Genomic DNA, 21,989 nt, shown 5'->3' with positions numbered 1-21,989 from the left:
GGAACAGTATGACAGATGTAACCGTAAAAACGCTGGCTGCAGAGATTCAGACCTCCGTGGATCGCCTGGTTCAGCAATTTGCTGATGCTGGTATCCCGAAGTCTGCTGATGATTCTGTGTCCGCACAAGAGAAACAAACCTTACTGGCGCACCTGAACCGTGAAAATGGATCGGCGCCGGATAAGTTAACATTGCAGCGTAAAACGCGCAGTACTCTCAATATTCCTGGTACCGGTGGAAAAAGTAAATCGGTACAAATCGAAGTCCGCAAGACACGCACCTTTGTGAAACGCGATCCGCAAGAGGCTGAACGCCTTGCCGCGGAAGAGCAGGCGCAGCGTGAAGCGGAAGAGCAAGCCCGTCGTGAGGCAGAAGAAGCTGCCAAACGCGAGGCGCAACAAAAAGCCGAACGTGAGGCCGCAGAACAAGCTAAACGTGAAGCCGCTGATAAAGCGAAACGTGAAGCTGCGGAAAAAGACAAAGTGAGCAATCAACAGACCGACGATATGACTAAAACCGCCCAGGCCGAAAAAGCCCGCCGTGAAAATGAAGCCGCTGAACTGAAGCGTAAAGCGGAAGAAGAAGCGCGCCGTAAGCTTGAAGAAGAAGCGCGTCGTGTGGCTGAAGAAGCCCGTCGTATGGCGGAAGAGAATGCCGGTGTTTGGGCAGAGCAAGAGAAAGTGGAAGAAGATAAGAGTGATTATCACGTCACCACTTCTCAGCATGCTCGCCAGGCAGAAGACGAGAACGATCGTGAAGTAGAAGGCGGCCGTGGCCGTACTCGCAGCACGAAAGCAGCGCGTCCGGCGAAAAAAGGCAACAAACACGCTGAATCTAAAGCTGACCGTGAAGAAGCTCGTGCAGCAGTTCGCGGCGGTAAAGGTGGTAAACAGCGTAAAGGTTCTTCTCTGCAGCAGGGCTTCCAGAAGCCGGCTCAGGCTGTTAACCGTGACGTTGTGATTGGCGAAACCATCACTGTTGGCGATCTGGCGAACAAGATGGCGGTTAAAGGCTCTCAGGTTATCAAAGCGATGATGAAGCTGGGCGCAATGGCCACTATTAACCAGGTTATTGACCAGGAAACCGCGCAGCTGGTTGCCGAAGAGATGGGTCACAAAGTTATCCTGCGTCGTGAAAACGAGCTGGAAGAAGCGGTAATGAGCGACCGTGATACAGGTGCTGCAGCTGAAGCTCGCGCACCGGTAGTGACCATCATGGGCCACGTTGACCACGGTAAAACCTCTCTGCTGGACTACATTCGTTCAACGAAAGTGGCCTCAGGCGAAGCGGGCGGCATTACTCAGCATATCGGTGCGTACCACGTTGAAACTGACAACGGTATGATCACCTTCCTGGATACCCCGGGCCACGCCGCGTTTACTTCTATGCGTGCTCGTGGTGCTCAGGCAACGGATATCGTTGTACTGGTTGTCGCTGCAGACGACGGCGTGATGCCGCAGACCATCGAAGCTATCCAGCACGCGAAAGCGGCGCAGGTGCCGGTTGTGGTAGCGGTCAACAAAATCGATAAGCCAGAAGCGGATCCAGATCGCGTTAAAAATGAACTGTCCCAGTACGGTATCATGCCGGAAGAGTGGGGCGGCGAAAGCCAGTTCGTACACGTATCTGCGAAAGCGGGTACCGGTATCGACGAGCTGCTGGATGCAATCCTGCTGCAGGCCGAAGTTCTGGAACTGAAAGCTGTTCGTAAAGGTATGGCGAGCGGTGCGGTTATCGAATCCTTCCTGGATAAAGGTCGTGGTCCGGTAGCAACGGTTCTGGTTCGTGAAGGTACGCTGAACAAAGGCGATATCGTTCTGTGTGGTTTCGAGTATGGCCGCGTTCGTGCAATGCGTAACGAACTGGGTCAGGAAGTACTGGAAGCAGGTCCATCCATTCCGGTGGAAATTCTGGGTCTGTCCGGTGTTCCGGCTGCCGGTGACGAAGTTACCGTCGTACGTGACGAGAAGAAAGCGCGTGAAGTTGCACTGTATCGTCAGGGCAAATTCCGTGAAGTTAAACTGGCTCGTCAGCAGAAATCTAAACTCGAGAACATGTTCGCTAACATGACCGAAGGCGAAGTTCACGAAGTGAACATCGTACTGAAAGCAGACGTTCAGGGTTCTGTAGAAGCGATCTCCGACTCTTTACTGAAACTGTCTACCGACGAAGTAAAAGTGAAGATCATCGGTTCTGGGGTTGGTGGTATCACCGAAACCGACGCAACTCTGGCTGCTGCATCCAACGCGATTCTGGTTGGCTTCAACGTACGTGCTGATGCCTCTGCACGTAAAGTGATTGAATCTGAAAGTCTGGATCTGCGTTACTACTCCGTCATCTATCACCTGATCGACGAAGTGAAAGCAGCGATGAGCGGTATGCTGTCTCCGGAACTGAAACAGCAGATCATCGGTCTGGCTGAAGTCCGTGATGTGTTCAAATCACCGAAATTCGGCGCTATCGCAGGCTGTATGGTTACCGAAGGTGTGGTTAAACGTCACAACCCAATCCGCGTCCTGCGCGACAACGTGGTTATCTATGAAGGCGAGCTGGAATCCCTGCGTCGCTTCAAAGATGATGTCAACGAAGTCCGTAACGGTATGGAATGTGGTATCGGCGTTAAGAACTACAACGACGTACGTACCGGCGATATGATCGAAGTATTCGAAATCATCGAAATCAAACGTACCATCGCATAATCTTCGTCGTCTTTTGGGCTGTTGATGTGTTGGACAGCCCAATCCATAGAAGCTTATTTGAGGTAGGCCGGGTAAGCGAAGCGCCACCCGGCAATGAAATTTAAAAAGGGGCTAATGGCCCCTTTTTTGTCTTTATTCTGGAGAATTTATTATGGCGAAAGAATTTGGTCGCCCGCAGCGCGTGGCCCAGGAGATGCAAAAAGAGATCGCAATCATCCTGCAGCGCGAAATTAAAGATCCGCGTCTGGGTATGATGACAACTGTTTCAGGTGTCGAAATGTCCCGTGACCTGGCGTATGCCAAAGTATTTGTCACCTTCCTGAACGACAAAGATGAAGCGGCTGTTAAAGCCGGAATCAAAGCGTTGCAAGAAGCCTCCGGTTTTATCCGCTCGCTGCTGGGTAAAGCCATGCGCCTGCGTATCGTGCCTGAGCTGACTTTCTTTTACGACAACTCACTGGTCGAAGGGATGCGCATGTCTAACCTGGTGACCAGCGTGGTGAAACATGACGATGAACGTCGTGTGAATCCTGCGGACGACAGCAAGGAGGACTGATGAGTCGTCCTCGTCGTCGTGGTCGCGACATTCATGGTGTTCTATTGCTGGATAAGCCACAGGGCATGTCCAGCAATGACGTACTGCAAAAAGTAAAACGCATCTACAATGCCAACCGTGCCGGTCACACTGGTGCGCTGGATCCGCTGGCTACAGGCATGTTGCCTATCTGCCTCGGGGAAGCGACAAAGTTTTCGCAGTACCTGCTGGATTCTGACAAACGCTATCGTGTGGTTGCCCGTTTGGGACAGCGCACAGACACTTCCGATGCTGATGGGCAAATCGTGCAGGAGCGTCCGGTGACGTTTACCCCGGAACAGCTTGCGAATGCGCTGGACACTTTTCGCGGCGATATCGAACAAATACCTTCGATGTATTCGGCGCTGAAGTATCAGGGTAAAAAACTGTACGAATATGCACGTCAAGGCATTGAAGTACCGCGTGAAGCACGTCCGATTACTGTTTATGAGCTGCTATTTATTCGTCATGAAGGTAACGATCTGGAGCTGGAAGTGCATTGCTCCAAAGGAACTTACATTCGAACTATTATTGACGATCTTGGCGAGAAACTGGGATGCGGCGCGCATGTCACGTATCTGCGCCGTCTGACGGTCAGCAAATATCCGGTAGAGCGTATGGTCACGCTGGAGCATTTACGCAGTCTGGTTGAACAAGCCGAACAGCAGAACATTCCGCCAGCGCAGTTGCTTGATCCGCTGCTGATGCCAATGGACAGCCCGGCGTCTGACTATCCTGTTGTTAATCTTCCTTTAACGTCATCGGTTTACTTTAAAAATGGTAATCCTGTGCGTACGACGGGCGTGCCTCTGGAAGGACTGGTTCGCGTGACGGAAGGTGACGAAGGCAAATTTATCGGCATGGGGGAGATAGACGATGAAGGTCGTGTCGCCCCTCGTCGACTGGTGGTCGAGTATCCTGCGTAGCGCTCTCTGTCTTGCGATAAAAGGGCGCTGCGAGTAGAATACTGCCGCTTAACGTCGCGCAAATTATTTAACAGTTTGCGCGACGTGTACACAAAATCATTCGAGCTGCATCAAGGCGGCAAGTCTGAGAATCCTCAGGGGCTTACTTAAGTAAGTGACTGAGGTGAGCGGACGCAGCCAACGCAGAGTCAGTTTGAAGGATGAAGTGTATACACTGGGATCGCTGAATTAGAGATCGGCGTCCTTTCATTCTTAACACTTTGGAGTTTTAAAATGTCTCTAAGTACTGAAGCTACAGCTAAAATCGTTTCTGAGTTTGGTCGTGATGCAAACGACACCGGTTCTACCGATGTTCAGGTTGCTCTGTTGACTGCACAGATTAACCACCTGCAGGGCCACTTTGCAGAGCACAAAAAAGATCACCACAGCCGTCGTGGTCTGCTGCGCATGGTTTCTCAGCGTCGTAAACTGCTCGACTACCTGAAACGTAAAGATGTTGCACGCTACACCGCGCTGATCGAGCGTCTGGGCCTGCGTCGCTAATTCTTTCGAGTTTCAGAAAGAGGGGGCCTTCATGGCCCCTTTTTTCCAGCAGATGGCAGCAATTCGCTGGAAACTAATGTATTGTTGCTAAGTATGATCTTCCGTTGCAGAGGTTCGCGCGGCTAATGAGAGGCTTTACCCAATAAGCGTGGGTTAGGGTTGTCATTAGTCGCGAGGATGCGCAGAAGATCGGGTATTAACGATGGCGCATTTGTGTCGTCAAAAAAAATAGAGAAAGGATATTATTTTGCTTAATCCGATCGTTCGTAAATTCCAGTACGGTCAACACACCGTAACGCTGGAAACCGGCATGATGGCGCGTCAGGCGACTGCCGCCGTTATGGTTAGCATGGATGACACTGCGGTATTCGTTACCGTTGTTGGTCAGAAAAAAGCGAAACCAGGCCAGGATTTCTTCCCGCTGACTGTTAACTATCAGGAGCGTACTTACGCTGCTGGTCGTATCCCAGGTAGCTTCTTCCGTCGTGAAGGTCGTCCGAGCGAAGGTGAAACCCTGATCGCGCGTCTGATTGACCGCCCGGTTCGCCCGCTGTTCCCGGAAGGCTTCGTAAACGAAGTACAGGTTATCGCGACTGTTGTTTCCGTTAACCCGCAGGTTAACCCGGATATCGTGGCAATGATCGGTGCATCCGCTGCGCTGTCTCTGTCCGGCATTCCGTTCAACGGCCCGATTGGCGCAGCACGCGTTGGTTACATCAATGACCAGTACGTACTGAACCCGACCCAGGACGAACTGAAAGAAAGTAAACTGGACCTGGTTGTAGCGGGTACTGAAGCTGCCGTACTGATGGTTGAATCCGAAGCTGAACTGCTGAGCGAAGACCAGATGCTGGGCGCTGTAGTGTTCGGTCACGAGCAGCAGCAGGTTGTTATTCAGGCGATCAATGAGCTGGTAAAAGAAGCTGGCAAACCGCGTTGGGACTGGCAGCCAGAAGCCGTCAACGAAGCGCTGAATGCGCGCGTTGCAGCGCTGGCAGAATCTCGTCTGAGCGATGCTTACCGCATCACCGACAAACAAGAGCGTTATGCTCAGGTTGACGTGATCAAATCTGAAACCATCGCTACGCTGGTTGCAGAAGACGAAACCCTGGACGCTAACGAACTGGGTGAAATCCTGCACGCTATCGAGAAAAACGTTGTTCGTAGCCGCGTACTGGCAGGTGAGCCGCGTATCGACGGTCGTGAAAAAGATATGATCCGTGGTCTGGACGTGCGTACTGGCGTTCTGCCGCGTACTCACGGTTCCGCACTGTTCACCCGTGGTGAAACTCAGGCGTTGGTTACTGCGACCCTCGGAACCACGCGTGATGCGCAGAACCTTGATGAACTGATGGGCGAGCGTACTGACAACTTCCTGTTCCATTACAACTTCCCTCCGTACTGCGTAGGCGAAACTGGCATGGTCGGTTCTCCGAAACGTCGTGAAATTGGTCACGGTCGTCTGGCGAAACGCGGCGTGCTGGCAGTAATGCCGGACCTGGACAAATTCCCGTACACCGTACGTGTTGTGTCTGAAATCACTGAATCTAACGGTTCTTCTTCCATGGCTTCCGTGTGTGGTGCTTCCCTGGCGCTGATGGATGCAGGTGTGCCAATCAAAGCCGCTGTTGCGGGTATCGCGATGGGTCTGGTGAAAGAAGGCGACAACTTTGTTGTTCTGTCTGACATCCTGGGTGACGAAGACCATTTGGGCGATATGGACTTCAAAGTGGCGGGTTCCCGCGACGGTATCTCTGCACTGCAGATGGATATCAAAATTGAAGGTATCACCAAAGAGATCATGCAGGTTGCTCTGAACCAGGCTAAAGGTGCGCGTCTGCACATCCTGGGAGTGATGGAACAGGCGATCAACGCGCCGCGCGGCGACATTTCTCAGTTCGCTCCGCGTATCCATACTATCAAGATCAGCCCGGACAAGATCAAAGACGTTATCGGTAAAGGCGGTTCTGTTATCCGTGCTCTGACCGAAGAGACCGGCACCACCATCGAAATTGAAGATGATGGTACTGTGAAGATCGCGGCGACCGACGGTGAAAAAGCAAAATATGCTATCCGTCGTATCGAAGAGATCACCGCAGAAATCGAAGTAGGCCGTATCTACAACGGTAAAGTGACCCGTATCGTTGACTTTGGCGCATTCGTTGCCATTGGTGGCGGTAAAGAAGGTCTGGTACACATCTCTCAGATCGCCGACAAGCGCGTAGAGAAAGTGACCGATTACCTGCAGATGGGCCAGGAAGTACCGGTTAAAGTTCTGGAAGTTGATCGCCAGGGCCGCGTACGTCTGAGCATTAAAGAAGCAACTGAGCAATCTCAACCCGCAGCTGCACCGGAAGCACCGGTGAGCCAGCAGGGCGAGTAAGGTTGCCATTGCCCTCCGTGTGAGCGGAGGGCCTTTAACCCGGCAGGACGCCTTGTTAGCAACCGGGGAACTGGACGTTCATTCAATCGTTGTCTTCGGGAGTGGGAAATGAAGCCTTTTTTGCGCTGGTGTTTCGTTGCGACAGCACTCACGCTGGCTGGATGCAGTAATTCCACCTGGCGTAAGAGTGAAGTCCTCGCAGTACCACTGCAACCGACTTTACAGCAGGAAGTGATTCTGGCACGTATGGAACAAATTCTTGCCAGTCGGGCTTTAACCGATGACGAACGCGCACAGCTTTTATATGAGCGCGGAGTGTTGTATGATAGTCTCGGTCTGAGGGCACTGGCGCGAAATGATTTTTCACAAGCGCTAGCAATCCGACCAGATATGCCTGAAGTATTCAATTACTTAGGTATATATTTAACGCAGGCAGGCAATTTTGATGCTGCCTATGAAGCGTTTGATTCTGTACTTGAGCTTGATCCAACTTACAACTACGCGCACTTAAATCGCGGTATCGCATTGTATTACGGCGGTCGTGATAAGTTAGCGCAAGATGATCTGCTGGCGTTTTATCAAGACGATCCCAATGATCCTTTCCGCAGTCTGTGGCTTTATCTCGCTGAGCAGAAGCTCGATGAGAAGCAGGCTAAAGAAGCGTTAAAGCAGCGCTTCGAGAAATCGGATAAAGAACAATGGGGATGGAACATTGTCGAGTTCTACCTGGGCAACATTAGCGAAGCAACGCTGATGGAACGCCTGAAGGCGGACGCAACGGATAACACCTCGCTCGCTGAGCATCTCAGTGAAACCAACTTCTATTTAGGTAAGTACTACCTAAGTCTGGGGGATTTGGACAACGCTACGGCATTGTTCAAACTGGCGGTGGCTAACAACGTTCATAACTTTGTTGAGCACCGATACGCATTGTTGGAATTATCGCTCCTGGGCCAGGACCAAGATGACCTGGCAGAATCGGACCAGCAATAGCTGACGTACACATCAGCCCGTAATCTTTTTGATTGCCATCACCTTCGCGGGTGAGGGCGTTGTTGTTCGTTAATACACCTACTTTGAGCCGGTTCACACTTTTCAATGAAAATTGCAGATCAATTTCATGATGAGTTATGTAGACTGGCCGCCATTAATTTTGAGGCACACGTACTACATGGCTGAATTCGAAACCACTTTTGCAGATCTGGGCCTGAAGGCTCCTATCCTTGAAGCCCTTACCGATCTGGGTTACGAAAAACCATCTCCAATCCAGGCAGAGTGCATTCCGCATCTGCTGGGCGGTCGCGATGTTCTGGGTATGGCCCAGACCGGTAGCGGCAAAACTGCAGCGTTCTCTTTACCGCTGCTCAACAATCTTGATCCTGAGCTGAAGGCACCTCAGATTCTGGTGCTGGCACCGACCCGCGAACTGGCGGTTCAGGTTGCAGAAGCCATGACGGATTTCTCTAAACATATGCGCGGCGTGAATGTGGTTGCCCTGTACGGCGGCCAGCGTTATGACGTGCAATTACGTGCCCTGCGTCAGGGCCCGCAGATCGTTGTCGGTACGCCGGGACGTCTGCTGGATCACCTGAAGCGCGGTACTCTGGATCTCTCCAAACTGAGCGGTCTGGTGCTGGACGAAGCTGATGAAATGCTGCGTATGGGTTTCATCGAAGACGTTGAAACGATTATGGCGCAGATCCCGGAAGGTCATCAGACCGCTCTGTTCTCTGCAACTATGCCGGAAGCGATTCGTCGTATTACCCGCCGCTTTATGAAAGAGCCGCAGGAAGTTCGTATTCAGTCCAGCGTAACCACGCGTCCTGACATCAGCCAGAGCTACTGGACTGTGTGGGGCATGCGTAAAAATGAAGCTCTGGTACGTTTCCTGGAAGCAGAAGACTTTGATGCGGCGATTATCTTCGTACGTACCAAAAATGCGACCCTGGAAGTCGCTGAAGCACTGGAGCGTAGCGGCTATAGCAGCGCTGCACTGAACGGCGACATGAACCAGTCTCTGCGTGAGCAGACTCTGGAGCGTCTGAAAGATGGCCGTCTGGATATTCTGATTGCGACCGACGTTGCTGCTCGTGGCCTGGACGTTGAGCGTATCAGCCTGGTTGTTAACTACGACATCCCGATGGACTCTGAGTCTTACGTTCACCGTATTGGTCGTACTGGTCGTGCGGGTCGTGCGGGTCGTGCGCTGCTGTTCGTTGAGAACCGCGAGCGTCGTCTGCTGCGTAACATCGAACGCACCATGAAGCTGACCATTCCGGAAGTAGAACTGCCGAACGCAGACCTGCTGGGCAAACGCCGTCTGGAAAAATTCGCCGCGAAAGTACAGCAACAGCTGGAAAGCAGCGATCTGGATCAGTACCGTGCTCTGCTGGCAAAAATGCAGCCGGAAGAAGAACTGGATATCGAAACTCTGGCCGCAGCACTGCTGAAAATGGCTCAGGGTGAACGTCCGCTGATCCTGCCGCCAGATGCTCCGATGCGTCCGAAACGCGAATTCCGCGACCGCGATGATCGTGGTCCGCGTGACCGCAACGATCGTGGCCCGCGTGGCGACCGTCCAGAACGTGGTGGTGAAGATCGTCCACGTCGTGAACGTCGTGACGTTGGTGATATGCAGTTGTACCGCATTGAAGTGGGCCGTGACGACGGTGTTGAAGTTCGTCATATCGTTGGCGCGATTGCTAACGAAGGCGATATCAGCAGCCGTTACATTGGTAACATCAAGCTGTTTGCTTCCCACTCCACCATCGAACTGCCGAAAGGCATGCCGGGCGACGTGCTGCAGCACTTTACCCGTACCCGTATCCTGAACAAACCGATGAACATGCAACTGGTTGGCGATGCAGTACCGCACACCGGTGGTGAGCGTCGTGGCGGTGGTCGCTTCAGCGGCGAACGTCGTGAAGGCGGTCGTGGTGAAGGTCGTAGTTTCAGCGGTGAGCGTCGTGAAGGCGGCCGTGGCGATGGTCGTCGTTTCAGCGGTGAGCGTCGTGAAGGTAACCGTGGTCCGCGCCGCGATGATTCTTCTGCGCCGCGCCGTGATGACTCTGCTGGCCGTCGTCGTTTCGGTGGTGACGCATAAGCCTTACGGTTTAAAAGCGTAAAGTAAAATATACAGCCCCGATCTAAACAATCGGGGCTTTTTTTATTTATTTTGTACTCGTGTACTGGTACAGTGCGACACATTAAAATGTAGTCACAATATAATTGACTGGAGAGATGGCTGAATGGCAACACTAACCACCACCCAAACGTCACCTTCGCTGCTCGGCGGCGTAGTGATTATCGGCGGCACCATTATTGGCGCAGGAATGTTTTCTCTGCCAGTGGTCATGTCCGGGGCGTGGTTCTTCTGGTCTATGGCGGCGCTCATCTTTACCTGGTTTTGTATGCTGCATTCCGGGCTGATGATCCTGGAGGCCAATCTGAATTATCGTATTGGATCCAGTTTTGACACCATTACTAAAGACCTGTTGGGCAAGGGCTGGAACGTTGTTAATGGTATCTCGATTGCTTTTGTACTCTATATTCTGACCTATGCATACATTTCTGCGAGCGGTTCGATCCTGCATCACACCTTCTCGGAGATGTCGCTGAATGTTCCGGCACGTGCGGCAGGATTTGGTTTTGCTCTGCTGGTAGCGTTTGTGGTGTGGTTGAGTACTAAAGCGGTCAGTCGCATGACCGCCATTGTACTGGGTGCGAAGGTAATAACGTTCTTCCTGACCTTCGGCAGTTTGTTAGGGCATGTGACACCGACTACGCTGTTTAACGTGGCGGAAAGCAATGCTTCATATACGCCGTATTTGCTGATGACGCTGCCGTTTTGCCTCGCCTCATTTGGCTACCACGGCAACGTACCGAGTCTGATGAAGTACTACGGCAAAGACCCGCGCACCATTGTTAAATGCCTCGTTTACGGCACGCTGCTGGCGCTGGTGCTGTACACCGTATGGTTGCTGGGGACGATGGGCAATATTCCGCGTCCTGAATTTGTTGGTATTGCACAGCAGGGCGGTAACATTGATGTGCTGGTGCAGGCGCTGAGTGGTGTGTTGAACAGCCGTAGTCTGGATCTGCTGCTGGTGGTGTTCTCTAACTTTGCGGTAGCGAGTTCGTTTCTTGGAGTGACGCTGGGGCTGTTTGACTATCTGGCGGATCTGTTTGGTTTTGACGATTCTGCAATGGGCCGCTTTAAAACGGCATTACTGACTTTTGTTCCGCCGATTGTGGGTGGCCTGCTGTGGCCGAACGGTTTCCTGTATGCAATTGGTTATGCAGGATTAGCAGCAACGATTTGGGCGGCAATTGTCCCGGCATTACTGGCGCGTAAATCTCGTCAACGCTTCGGTAGCCCGAAATTCCGTGTATGGGGGGGCAAGCCGATGATTGCTCTGATCCTGGTCTTCGGCGTCGGCAACGCGGTTATCCACATCCTGTCGAGCGTGAATCTATTGCCTGTGTACCAGTAACCTTTTAGTGCCGGATGGCGCTACGCTTATCCGGCCTACACGCTCTCGTAGGTCCGGTAAGCGAAGCACCACCGGGCAAAACAACGCCCTACCCAACCAACTCTTCTTTCACCTGCATCGCTAAATCAAACGAATGTAAACGTGCCTGGTGGTCGAAAATCTGCCCATTGACCATAATTTCATCCGCTTGTGTTTCACGCAGAATCGACTCCAGTCCATGACGTATTTTCACTTTATCTCCCACCAGCGACATACTCAGTGCCTGCTGAACGCCATACTGCTCAGAAGCGGACCACAGCTGATGCATATTTTCTACCGGAGGTGGTAACTGTCCGGTTTCACCCCGACGCAATTTTACGAATGCCTGCTGCATCGAGGTAAAGAGAAATTCGGCATCACGATTGCTGTCAGCGGCAATGATATTGATGCACACCATGGCATACGGTGTTGCCAGCCGTGCTGAAGGTTTGAACTGAGTGCGATACAGATGCAATGCCTGGTGCAGCATATCTGGTGCGAAGTGTGAGGCGAAGGCAAACGGCAAACCAAGCTGTGCTGCCAGTTGTGCACTGTACAGGCTGGATCCCAGTAACCAGACCGGAATTTGCTCACCATAGCCGGGAACCGGGCGTACTTGTGGATTAGGATCGCATGCGTCAAACCAGTCCACCAGTTCCGCCACATCGCGCGGGAAGTTATCGATATCACCGCTCATATGACGGCGCAGTGCGCGCATGGTGGGTTGATCGCTGCCTGGCGCACGTCCAAGGCCCAGGTCGATACGGCCAGGATACAGCGTATTCAGCGTCCCGAACTGCTCAGCGATCACCAACGGTGAATGGTTAGGTAGCATGACCCCACCGGATCCCAGACGCAGGGTGGTGGTATTGGCTGCCAGATAACCTATCAGTACAGAGGTTGCTGCACTGGCGATACCGGTCATATTGTGATGTTCAGCCAGCCAGTAGCGATGGTAGCCGCGCTTTTCAGCCAGTTGAGCGAGATCCAGAGAGTGCGTAAAAGCCTCTTTTGCACTGGAACCTTCGGGGATCGGTGCCAGATCCAGCACCGAGAACGGAATAATTTTGTCAGTCATAACGGCTCACTTTGTTACCGGTTAATCTTTTAATACTGCATTAAAATTTGATTACCGTTGTTAACAAAGTGAGCTTTTTTACGCCTGAAGCTCCAGACCTGCCAGACGTTTCCAGTAGCCGTTACAGTCGCTGTGGGCAGTAAGTGGTAATGGGGCACAGCCATTCTCATTGGCACGGAAGGCATCAAGCATCGCGAATGTCTCGGTTCCTAATGGGGACAGACGGACGATATCAACCAGGCCCTGCATGGACGTCAGTTCATTACCGAGGTTGTAGACATAACCGCTCATGGTCTGAATCCCATTCAGGACAAAGACCTGCTGGTTCTCTTGCGACAGGACATCGCGGCCATTTGGATATTTGATGCAGCAGGTTTCGCATTCGTCTTTTGGTCGGTCCTCAGAGCGTGCGGTAAAGCAGCGGGCAGAGTACGCTAAAGGTAGATGCCCGTAGCTCAGAACTTCGACTTCAAACTGGTTGCGAATACCCAAGTCATCACACTGGTTGAGCAGATTCACCAGCCAGTCGCGGGATAGTTCTACTGGCATACACCAGCGCACCATGCCTTGTTTAAGCAACAGACGAAGGGTCACGGCGTTGTAGCAGTTGAGCGCATGCCCGGCGACAAATGGCAGTTTACGTTCGGCGCACATGTTCACAACGCCCAGATCGCTGGCTTCCAGTAGGAAGTCGCCATTTTCTACATAGCGCTTCAGCTCACCCAGCTCCGATGATGCCTGAACCAGCGCCAGCGTGGACAGCACCACCTGTTTCCCGCTACTGGCGAGTGATTTTGCCATATCAATCCAGTCACCCGTTTTGGTGGCGCGGCGTTTGCTACACACAGCTTCCCCAAGATAGATAACGTCGGCATTACTGGTAGCGGCCTGCTGATAAAAATCTTCCAGCGTTTCTTTCGACCAGTAGTAGAGCACTGGTCCTAAGGAATATTTCATTGCTTTTCTCACTGCCATTTACGGTGATACGCACCAAGCGTAGTCTGCGTGCCTTCGGACATTGAACCGAGTGTTTCCATCCAGGCGCTTTGCGGAACAAAGTTCTGCGGATCGGCTTTGCAACGGTCAATCGCCTGGCGCCACACTTTCGCCACCTGGCTGACGTAAGCCGGGCTACGCTGACGTCCCTCAATTTTCACCGAGGCGATGTTGGCTGCCATCAGATCGGGTAGCAGTTCTAACGTATTAAGGCTGGTCGGCTCCTCCAGCGCATGATAACGCTCACCGTCCACAAGATAGCGTCCCTTACAAAGCGTTGGATAACCTGCGTTTTCACCGTCCTGATAGCGGTCAATCAGCACTTCATTCAGGCGAGATTCAAGGCCTGCTGGGGTTTGCTGCCAGCGAACAAATCGGGCAGGGGAGCACGCACCAACGGTGTTGGGGGATTCACCCGTCAGATAAGACGAAAGATAGCAGCGACCTTCCGCCATAATGCACAGACTGCCAAAGGCAAACACTTCTAAAGGAACTGGTGTTACGCGAGCGAGCTGTTTTACCTGATGGATTGATAGCACACGTGGTAGAACAACGCGTGCGACGTCAAAGTTGCGATGGTAGAAATTAATCGCTTCCTCGTTGGTTGCGGATGCCTGAACGGAGACATGGCGCTCAATATGCGGGTAGCGCTCTGCGGCATACTCAAGCATAGCGAGATCGGCGAGGATCAGCGCATCAGCACCCAGTTGCGCCGCCATATCAACGGCTCGTTGCCAACGTGCGTAACCATCCGGGTGCGCAAAGGTGTTAATTGCGATGTGCAGCTTACGGCGGTGTTGATGGACAAAATTCACCGCTTCCTGCAATTTTTTCTCGGTAAAATTAAGGCCGGCGAAATGACGGGCGTTGGTGTCATCTTTCAGCCCGATGTATACAGCATCAGCGCCGTTCTCGATGGCCGCCTTAAGCGCCGGGAGATTTCCGGCAGGGCAGAGCAGCTCCATAATTTATCCTGAAAGTTGCGCCACCAGGGCGCAAAAATGTTAACGAAGAGGGATTTTAGTTAACCTTGCTGAGACAATTTTTGATTTGAGGCAGTTAAAGTCGTATTGGTGACACCAATAAAGAGGTAACAATTTCGCATCGAATTGTTGATTTATGCCGCTATGTCGTTTATTTGATATGGCAAAATAGCAGGACTATTGAAACAGGGAGTAAAGCTCGTGTTGGATATACTGCGTTCACGCTTAGTACATTTTGGTCCTTCTCTGATGAGTGTACCGGTTAAACTGACGCCCTTTACGCTGAAGCGCCAGGTTCTGGAACAAGTCTTGAGCTGGCAATTTCGCCAGGCGCTGGCCGATGGAGAACTTGAGTTTCTCGACGGTCGCTGGTTGAGCATAAATGTTCGCGATATTGGCCTCAGATGGTATACCTCTGTTGAGAACGACAAACTTATCGTCAGTCAGGACGCAGACGCTGATGTGAGTTTTAGCGCAGATGCCAGCGATTTATTGATGATTGCAGCGCGCAAGCAGGACCCGGATACGCTTTTCTTCCAGCGTCGCCTGGTGATTGAAGGCGATACAGAATTAGGGCTACATGTGAAAAATCTGATGGACGCCATTGAACTGGAGCAGATGCCGAAACCGTTGCGTGTCATGCTGCTGCAACTGGCGGACTTTGTTGAGGCGGGTATGAAACATTCGCCAGAAACCAAACAGACCTCGGTAGGTGAACCATGCTGATTCGAGTTGAAATTCCCATTGATGCCCCTGGTATTGATGCGTTGCTGCGCCGCTCATTTGATAGCGATGCAGAAGCGAAGTTAGTACATGACCTGCGCGAAGATGGCTTTCTGACGCTGGGTCTGGTTGCGACCGATGACGAAGGCCAGGTTGTGGGCTATGTCGCGTTCAGTCCTGTTGATGTACAGGGTGAAGACCTGCAATGGGTCGGAATGGCTCCACTGGCGGTTGATGAAAACTACCGCGGACAGGGTCTGGCGCGTCAACTGGTTTATGAAGGGCTGGATTCGCTGAACGAGTTTGGTTACGCCGCGGTGGTCACACTGGGCGATCCAGCATTGTACAGTCGCTTAGGTTTTGAACTGGCCGCTCACCACGATCTTCATTGCCGCTGGCCTGGTACCGAAAGCGCATTTCAGGTGCATCGCCTGGCGGAAGATGCGCTGAATGGTGTGACGGGTTTGGTGGAATACCACGATCACTTCAATCGTTTTTAAGCGCCGGGGTTTGCAGGCTGCTCAGTAGCGCCTCAAACCCTTCGCCTTCTACAAGGCGTTCTTTCTGACGCTTTGTAAGCTGTTTAATACGATATTCTATGCGCAGGGCCAGCGAACGGTCGCCGACTTGTGCCGCAAATGCCAGAGTTAATTCCCCCTTCCCGCGCAGTGCTTTTGCGCCTTTTCCACTCTGATGCTGCTTATAGCGGCGTTGCACATCGGTTGTTATTCCGGTGTACAGGGCGTTGTCTGTGGTACGGATCAGGTACAGATACCAGGGTGTCATTGTCACCATCGACGTGATAATTTTCAAACTTACAGTATAAAAGAGAACAGAAATGGAAACACTGACTGCGGTGACTCGTTGGCTGGCAAAACAGCACGTCGTGACCTGGTGTGTGCACCATGAGGGTGAATTGTGGTGTGCCAATGCATTTTATCTGTTTGATGCACAAAAGGTGGCGTTCTATGTGCTCACCGAAGAGAAGACGCGCCATGCACAGATGTCCGGCCCGCGCGCACCCGTTGCTGGAACGGTAAACGGCCAGCCCAAAACGGTGGCGCTGATCCGCGGTGTGCAGTTTAAAGGGGAAATCAGGCGTCTGGAGGGAGAAGAGAGTGACTTAGCGCGTAAAGCTTATAATCGCCGCTTCCCTGTCGCCAAAATGATGCCTGCGCCCGTCTGGGAGATTCGGCTGGATGAAATCAAATTCACTGACAACACATTGGGTTTTGGTAAAAAAATGCTTTGGCTACGTGATCTATAGTTAGATGAATGATAGTGGGCGCAAAGGAAGGAGAAGCGATGAGTCAGGTGTTAATTACAGGTGCAACGGGGCTGGTGGGGGGGCATTTATTGCGTATGCTGCTGAATGAACCGCGGATCCACGCCATTACTGCTCCAACACGCCGCCCACTGGCCGATACGGTTGGGGTCTATAACCCGCACGATCCGCAACTGACAGATGCGCTGGCACAGGTGAACGATCCGATAGATATCGTTTTTTGCTGCCTGGGAACCACCCGACGAGAAGCGGGCAGCAAAGAGGCATTTATTCACGCAGACTATACCCTAGTGGTGGATACTGCCCTGACGGGTCTTCGCCTGGGGGCCCAGCATATGCTGGTAGTCAGCGCTATGGGAGCCAATGCCAACTCCCCATTTTTTTATAACCGGGTTAAAGGTGAAATGGAACAGGCGCTGATTGCTCAGAACTGGCCACGGTTAACGATTGCACGGCCTTCAATGTTGTTGGGGGAACGGGATAAGCAGCGGGCAAATGAAATGTTCTTTGCACCGTTATTCCGGCTGCTGCCCGGAAACTGGAAATCGATTGAGGCGCGTGATGTTGCGCGGGCAATGCTGGCGGAAGCTATCTCACCTGCTCATGAAGGGGTGTCAGTTCTTACTTCATCCCAGCTTCGGGAAAGAGCGAAATAACCCGGCGAGTATGGCCTCACCGGGCTATTTACGCGTTATTTGATGAACGTAAAGGCTGTGGTGACGCGCTTCACGCCACTTACCCGGCTGGCGATATCTGCTGCAGCCTTCGCTTCACGCTCGGTGACCAGACCCAGCAGGAATACTTCTCCATTCTCGGTTGTCACTTTAACGTTAGAGGATTTCACCTGATCGCTGGTCAGCAACTGGGAACGAACTTTGGTGGTGATCCAGGTATCGTTGGACGCTTCGCCAAGACCGATTGGCTGGCCCTGACGGATCTCGTTAAATACTTCCGTCGTTCCTTCTACGCCCATAGCAATTTGTTTTGCTCGTGCAGAAAGCTCGCTATTAGGAGACTGACCGACCAGCAGCACCTTACCCTGATAGGCGCTGACGTTGATGCGCGCTTCTTTCTTAATTTGGGCATCTTTTGACAACGCCGTATTGACGCGTAATTCCAGGGTACCATCATCTACCTGGGTGCCGACACTGCGAGGGTCTGTTGCGGCTTTAGTCCCGACAGCTGCAGTTCCGACAACGGCGGCAGCTACACAGCCTTGCAACAGCAACGCAGAAATAACGACTGCGAGCGGCGAAAATGCCTTCATGTGTACTCCTTAATCATCCTGGTGAGGGAAAAGCGTGTTATCGATGAGATCGCAAAGGCAGTTTACCGTCAGCATATGCATTTCCTGAACGCGGGCGCTGTGGTGTGAGGGAATGCGGATTTCGACATCCTGTGGCCCCAATAATCCGGCCAGTTCACCCCCGTCATAACCGGTCAGCGCTACGATCGTCATGTCACGCGTGACGGCAGCTTCAACGGCTTTAACGATATCGCGGCTATTACCACGCGTAGAGATAGCCAACAGAACATCACCTGCATGTCCCAGCGCACGGACTTGTTTTGCATAAACTTCGTCGTGCAGGCGATCGTTGGCAATCGCAGTTAAGACCACATTATCAGTATTTAGTGCAATAGCAGGTAAACTGGGGCGTTCTGTTTCAAAACGGTTGATCATGCTGGCAGCAAAATGCTGTGCGTTGGCAGCGGACGTCCCATTACCACAACAGAGAATTTTGTTGCCATTGAGCAGGGATTGAACCAGCGTCATGGCTGCACGGGAAATCGCATCCGGAAGCGCTTCAGCCGCAGCAATCTGAGTTTGAATGCTTTCTGTAAAGCAGACTTTAATTCTATCTAACACGCTAATCCTTAAGAACCAGGCTCTGTATCTTCAATTATGAGTGGTCATTAAACGCATCCTTAAACCACTCAACATCATTTCCGGTGAAGGCTAACACATCGAACCGGCAATCCACAGTATCAAAACTCCCATTATGACGGGCGAGCCACAAACGGGCGGTCTGTAATAATTTGTGTTGTTTGCTACGGGTCACACTTGCTGCCGCGCCGCCAAAAAGGGCTGAACGGCGGAAACGGACTTCAACAAAGACGGTCGTTTTGCCTTCACGCATTATCAGGTCAATTTCGCCGCCACGTTCACGTACGTTGGCGGCAATAAAACGCAGTCCTTTGCGTTCCAGCCAGTCACGCGCGGTAGCTTCCCACGCGTCACCGGTCTCTTTACTCGTTAACTGGCGGGGACGACTTGCCCTTGCTGGTATTTGAGCCATGATAACTTCCTGTTAATCACGCAATCCTGAGTCGCGGTTAATGCACCGGTGTTGCCATTAATTTCGAAGCCCTGCACCTGACGCATTTGCGAAAAGTGGTTAGCCAGCGACCAGGCATCGACACCCATTGCGTACATGCGCGCAAGCGAGTAGTCGTTATGCACCGCGCTTAGCGCTTGTTGCATGAGAGGCTCGTTACCGCCGGCCAACATCGGGATTTCGCTGTACTGCAAGCCTTCCATTTCCAGTCGGAAGTCAGGGCCGGCTGTGCCTTGTGCGCTACGAGAGCTGGCGTAAAGGGTTGCACCGCTCTGGCTGCCGTTACGCATAGCAATCATCGGTTTAATAAACGCGATTTCTTCTGGCGTTGCCAGAATATACACGGCATCAACGCGACCACCGCCACCGGTGATTTGCGCATCGCTTGGTGGAGCTGGAATTGTCAGGCCACCAATCGTCACGCCAGGCTGCGAAGGTATAGAGGATACAATAGGGCTACCCGTCAGGGAGATCCCTGAACCGCCGTTGACGCCCATTTTCAGTTCCGCGGTGGAGCCGAATTTCTGCTGTAACACCACGCCGCCACCAAGCGCCTGCCACTCCTGAGCAAAGGCGTTGGACACGCGATCGCCAAGCGCGCTACGAGGGATAAGCAGCAGCGGGGCCTGCTTACCCTGCGAGTGAATATGGCGTGCGGCATCGCGAGCTTCGTCTTCTGGTGACAGAGCGAAATAGCAAATATTTGCCAGATTCTGCACCGCCTCAGGTTGGTTAAGCGCCAGCACATTCAGCGGTGTGTTGCTTTTCATCAGTTCTTCAACATTGTTTTTCAGCAGCGGGCCGACAACAATGCTGGCGCCATCCTGCTGAACCTGGGCCAGGATTTGATTTAGCGGTTGTGATGAGGTGTCGTAGATTTTCAGCTCAGCGGATGGATTCGCTGGCGTGCTTGCCGTTGTCGCCGGGGCTGCTGCAGCTTGCGGTGTGCTGACAGCAGCTTCTGGCTGTGCTGGCGCATCCTGTGTCAGATCGCTCACCGAGGCCTGAGAAGGGCTGGCAACACCGTCGGCAGACTGCGGTTGAGTATTCGCTTCAGTGTTGCTCGTAGCCAATGCGGTGGGGGCTGCAACAGGAGTAGCTACGGGTTGCGTGCCCATATTTTTAGCCGCTTCAAAGCCCTGTTGAATAGTACGACCAAAAACAGCAGCTTGGCCATTCAGAGGCAGCAACAGCGCAATTTTACTGGTGGATGCTGGCTTAAAGCTCTGGACGTTTATCAACTGAGTGGGCAGTAATTTCGCACCAGGGTTTTGCGGATAACGTTTTTGCCAGTCGGCAATACCCGCTTTCATCATATCCGGGTCGCTACGGTTATCGAACCACACGCGTTGCAGATCCAGCCAGCCTTGCAGAACGTTTTCATCCGCATTGATGACCAGTGTCTGTGCCTGCTCTTTCGTCATTGACGAGAGAGCCAGCCAGGTGGCATCGATGTTTTTCTGCTTGTCCTGTGCTGACAGTAGCGGTTCCTGAGCAATCAGAGCGCGCAGCAGTGTTAACGATGGACGCCCCTGGCTGGCATCGATCTGCGCTTGCCAGTAGCGAGCCTGCTGGTTGTGATCGAAATCGGCCGGAGTGAGTTTATCCAGCAGCGCCTGCGCGCCAGCAATGTCTTTTTGTGCCAGCTTGATTTCAACAGCCAATAAAGACTGTTCGCGACGTTGTGTATCGTTCAGACTCTGTGGGAGTTGCTTGAACAATTCGACAGCCTGCTGGGTCTTGCCTTCTTTCAGCAGCGCACGAATGGCGAGTAATTGCCAGTTGGTCTTGCTATCATCTGAGCTTTGCTGCATTTGCTGCAGATAAAAGCCGGAATCAGCCTGTGCGGTGCCCTGCATGTGGGCTGCACTTTGGTCTGGCGCCTGGGTGCCACAGCCGGCGAAGATCAATGCTGCCAGGATTACTGGCAGAGCGCGCGCGGCTTTCAAACGAGAAAATGTTGAGGGTACCATACTGTATCCAGTGATATTTTTTACGCAATGCTCAATATTAAATCGGCAATACGGACGACACAATGAAACAACACGAATCGGCGGATAATTCTCAAGGCCAACTCTTTATTGTACCTACTCCTATCGGAAATTTGGCTGATATTACCCAACGAGCGCTCGAAGTTTTACAAGCCGTTGATTTAATTGCCGCAGAAGATACCCGTCATACGGGATTATTGTTACAACACTTCGCGATCAGCGCCCGTTTGTTTGCACTGCATGACCACAATGAACAGCAAAAAGCTGAAACGCTGGTGGCGAAGCTTAAGGAAGGCCAGAACATCGCGCTGGTTTCCGATGCTGGAACACCGCTGATTAACGATCCGGGCTATCACCTGGTGCGTACCTGTCGTGAAGCCGGTATTCGTGTGGTTCCTCTGCCTGGCCCGTGTGCTGCCATTGCCGCGCTGAGCGCAGCCGGTTTGCCGTCGGATCGTTTTTGCTACGAAGGTTTCTTACCGGCGAAATCGAAAGGCCGTCGTGATGCGATGAAAGCCATCGAAGCTGAACCACGTACATTGATTTTCTATGAATCAACCCATCGCCTGCTGGATAGTCTGGAAGATATGGTGGCTGTGTGGGGGGAATCCCGCTACGTGGTCCTGGCGCGCGAGCTGACCAAAACCTGGGAAACCATTCACGGCGCACCGGTCGGCGAACTGCTGGCATGGGTAAAAGAAGATGAAAATCGCCGTAAGGGTGAAATGGTGCTGATTGTCGAAGGGCATAAAGCGCAGGAAGATGAACTGCCTGCCGAAGCATTGCGCACGCTGGTATTGCTGCAAAAAGAGCTACCGCTGAAGAAAGCGGCAGCCCTGGCGGCAGAGATCCACGGCGTGAAGAAAAATGCGCTGTATAAATATGCGCTGGAGCAGCAGGGCGAGTAATATTTCATCGGGTGTCGCTGTGCTTACCAAATACTACAATGATGTTAAATTTC

General features: G+C 52.5%; 22 protein-coding genes. 14 read left to right on the top strand and 8 right to left on the bottom strand.

Annotated elements, in window-relative coordinates; genetic code table 11:
* Positions 1-8 precede the first annotated feature (8 nt).
* The 9 genes from infB to mtr all read left to right on the top strand — a co-directional run bounded on the left by infB (position 9) and on the right by mtr (position 11,618).
* Positions 9-2,699 carry a translation initiation factor IF-2 gene (gene infB, locus OGX98_RS11730; protein WP_045448023.1) on the top strand — a complete coding sequence of 897 codons (2,691 nt, stop codon included), beginning with the start codon at positions 9-11 and terminating at the stop codon, positions 2,697-2,699.
* Between the two features lie 151 nt (positions 2,700-2,850).
* A complete protein-coding gene (rbfA, locus tag OGX98_RS11725; protein WP_013364561.1) occupies positions 2,851-3,255 on the top strand; it encodes a 30S ribosome-binding factor RbfA in 405 nt (134 codons plus the stop codon).
* The gene (gene truB, locus OGX98_RS11720) at positions 3,255-4,199 is read left to right on the top strand and encodes a tRNA pseudouridine(55) synthase TruB (protein ID WP_286595320.1); all 945 of its coding nucleotides are present in this window, start codon (positions 3,255-3,257) and stop codon (positions 4,197-4,199) included. The genes rbfA and truB overlap by 1 nt, the downstream gene beginning before the upstream one ends.
* Positions 4,200-4,472: 273 nt before the next feature.
* On the top strand, positions 4,473-4,742 hold the full coding sequence (gene rpsO / locus OGX98_RS11715) for a 30S ribosomal protein S15 (protein ID WP_000059465.1): 270 nt from the start codon (positions 4,473-4,475) through the stop codon (positions 4,740-4,742).
* A 247-nt stretch (positions 4,743-4,989) separates the two neighbouring features.
* Positions 4,990-7,125 carry a polyribonucleotide nucleotidyltransferase gene (gene pnp / locus OGX98_RS11710; RefSeq protein WP_045448013.1) on the top strand — a complete coding sequence of 712 codons (2,136 nt, stop codon included), beginning with the start codon at positions 4,990-4,992 and terminating at the stop codon, positions 7,123-7,125.
* A gap of 108 nt (positions 7,126-7,233) precedes the next feature.
* Positions 7,234-8,118 carry a lipoprotein NlpI gene (gene nlpI, locus OGX98_RS11705; RefSeq protein WP_040234121.1) on the top strand — a complete coding sequence of 295 codons (885 nt, stop codon included), beginning with the start codon at positions 7,234-7,236 and terminating at the stop codon, positions 8,116-8,118.
* A gap of 105 nt (positions 8,119-8,223) precedes the next feature.
* Positions 8,224-8,304 (top strand): protein YrbN, encoded by an 81-nt coding sequence (yrbN, locus tag OGX98_RS11700; RefSeq protein WP_010723222.1) that lies wholly within the window; start codon positions 8,224-8,226, stop codon positions 8,302-8,304.
* On the top strand, positions 8,297-10,228 hold the full coding sequence (locus OGX98_RS11695) for a DEAD/DEAH family ATP-dependent RNA helicase (RefSeq protein WP_045448009.1): 1,932 nt from the start codon (positions 8,297-8,299) through the stop codon (positions 10,226-10,228). Before yrbN ends, OGX98_RS11695 begins: the two co-directional genes overlap by 8 nt.
* A gap of 145 nt (positions 10,229-10,373) precedes the next feature.
* Positions 10,374-11,618: a tryptophan permease gene (mtr, locus tag OGX98_RS11690; RefSeq protein ID WP_045448005.1), complete on the top strand. Its 1,245-nt coding sequence runs from the start codon at positions 10,374-10,376 to the stop codon at positions 11,616-11,618.
* 88 nt (positions 11,619-11,706) lie between these two features.
* On the opposite strand, the gene OGX98_RS11685 is transcribed toward mtr, so the two are convergent.
* The 3 genes from OGX98_RS11685 to ubiU form a co-directional block, all read right to left on the bottom strand.
* On the bottom strand, positions 11,707-12,714 hold the full coding sequence (locus tag OGX98_RS11685; RefSeq protein WP_045448002.1) for a luciferase-like monooxygenase: 1,008 nt from the start codon (positions 12,712-12,714) through the stop codon (positions 11,707-11,709).
* Positions 12,715-12,792: 78 nt separating this feature from the next.
* Positions 12,793-13,671, bottom strand: a complete 879-nt coding sequence (locus tag OGX98_RS11680) for a U32 family peptidase (RefSeq protein WP_045448000.1) — start codon at positions 13,669-13,671, stop codon at positions 12,793-12,795.
* A gap of 8 nt (positions 13,672-13,679) precedes the next feature.
* The gene (gene ubiU / locus OGX98_RS11675; protein WP_045447998.1) at positions 13,680-14,675 is read right to left on the bottom strand and encodes a ubiquinone anaerobic biosynthesis protein UbiU; all 996 of its coding nucleotides are present in this window, start codon (positions 14,673-14,675) and stop codon (positions 13,680-13,682) included.
* 219 nt (positions 14,676-14,894) lie between these two features.
* Here ubiU and ubiT point away from each other — a divergent pair, with 219 nt between their 5' ends.
* Together ubiT and OGX98_RS11665 are read left to right on the top strand one after the other, a co-directional pair.
* Positions 14,895-15,419 (top strand): ubiquinone anaerobic biosynthesis accessory factor UbiT, encoded by a 525-nt coding sequence (gene ubiT, locus OGX98_RS11670; RefSeq protein WP_286595319.1) that lies wholly within the window; start codon positions 14,895-14,897, stop codon positions 15,417-15,419.
* Positions 15,413-15,916 (top strand): GNAT family N-acetyltransferase, encoded by a 504-nt coding sequence (locus tag OGX98_RS11665; RefSeq protein WP_045447993.1) that lies wholly within the window; start codon positions 15,413-15,415, stop codon positions 15,914-15,916. Before ubiT ends, OGX98_RS11665 begins: the two co-directional genes overlap by 7 nt.
* On the opposite strand, the gene OGX98_RS11660 is transcribed toward OGX98_RS11665, so the two are convergent.
* Complete coding sequence (locus OGX98_RS11660) at positions 15,903-16,211, bottom strand: GIY-YIG nuclease family protein (RefSeq protein ID WP_286595333.1); 309 nt, start codon at positions 16,209-16,211, stop codon at positions 15,903-15,905. The two genes, OGX98_RS11665 and OGX98_RS11660, sit on opposite strands and share 14 nt — an antisense overlap.
* Before the next feature lie 43 nt (positions 16,212-16,254).
* Between OGX98_RS11660 and OGX98_RS11655 the strand changes: the two genes are divergently transcribed.
* Both OGX98_RS11655 and OGX98_RS11650 read left to right on the top strand, forming a co-directional pair.
* On the top strand, positions 16,255-16,683 hold the full coding sequence (locus tag OGX98_RS11655; protein ID WP_045447987.1) for a YhbP family protein: 429 nt from the start codon (positions 16,255-16,257) through the stop codon (positions 16,681-16,683).
* A gap of 38 nt (positions 16,684-16,721) precedes the next feature.
* Positions 16,722-17,357 (top strand): NAD(P)H-binding protein, encoded by a 636-nt coding sequence (locus OGX98_RS11650; RefSeq protein ID WP_045447984.1) that lies wholly within the window; start codon positions 16,722-16,724, stop codon positions 17,355-17,357.
* 35 nt (positions 17,358-17,392) lie between these two features.
* On the opposite strand, the gene dolP is transcribed toward OGX98_RS11650, so the two are convergent.
* The 4 genes from dolP to OGX98_RS11630 are packed head-to-tail and all read right to left on the bottom strand — an operon-like array spanning position 17,393 to position 21,010.
* Positions 17,393-17,968, bottom strand: coding sequence for a division/outer membrane stress-associated lipid-binding lipoprotein (gene dolP, locus OGX98_RS11645; RefSeq protein ID WP_045447981.1), 576 nt, complete (start codon positions 17,966-17,968; stop codon positions 17,393-17,395).
* 9 nt (positions 17,969-17,977) lie between these two features.
* On the bottom strand, positions 17,978-18,568 hold the full coding sequence (gene diaA, locus OGX98_RS11640) for a DnaA initiator-associating protein DiaA (protein ID WP_003024948.1): 591 nt from the start codon (positions 18,566-18,568) through the stop codon (positions 17,978-17,980).
* Between the two features lie 34 nt (positions 18,569-18,602).
* A complete protein-coding gene (locus OGX98_RS11635; protein WP_045447978.1) occupies positions 18,603-18,998 on the bottom strand; it encodes a YraN family protein in 396 nt (131 codons plus the stop codon).
* Positions 18,956-21,010, bottom strand: a complete 2,055-nt coding sequence (locus OGX98_RS11630) for a penicillin-binding protein activator (protein ID WP_286595318.1) — start codon at positions 21,008-21,010, stop codon at positions 18,956-18,958. The genes OGX98_RS11635 and OGX98_RS11630 overlap by 43 nt, the downstream gene beginning before the upstream one ends.
* 62 nt (positions 21,011-21,072) lie before the next feature.
* Between OGX98_RS11630 and rsmI the strand changes: the two genes are divergently transcribed.
* The gene (gene rsmI, locus OGX98_RS11625) at positions 21,073-21,936 is read left to right on the top strand and encodes a 16S rRNA (cytidine(1402)-2'-O)-methyltransferase (RefSeq protein ID WP_286595317.1); all 864 of its coding nucleotides are present in this window, start codon (positions 21,073-21,075) and stop codon (positions 21,934-21,936) included.
* The last annotated feature ends 53 nt before the right edge of the window (positions 21,937-21,989 follow it).

It is taken from the genome of Citrobacter sp. Cm046 (assembly GCF_030333065.1).
Classification (GTDB): domain Bacteria; phylum Pseudomonadota; class Gammaproteobacteria; order Enterobacterales; family Enterobacteriaceae; genus Citrobacter; species Citrobacter murliniae.
This window is presented reverse-complemented; position numbering and strand designations above follow the sequence as displayed.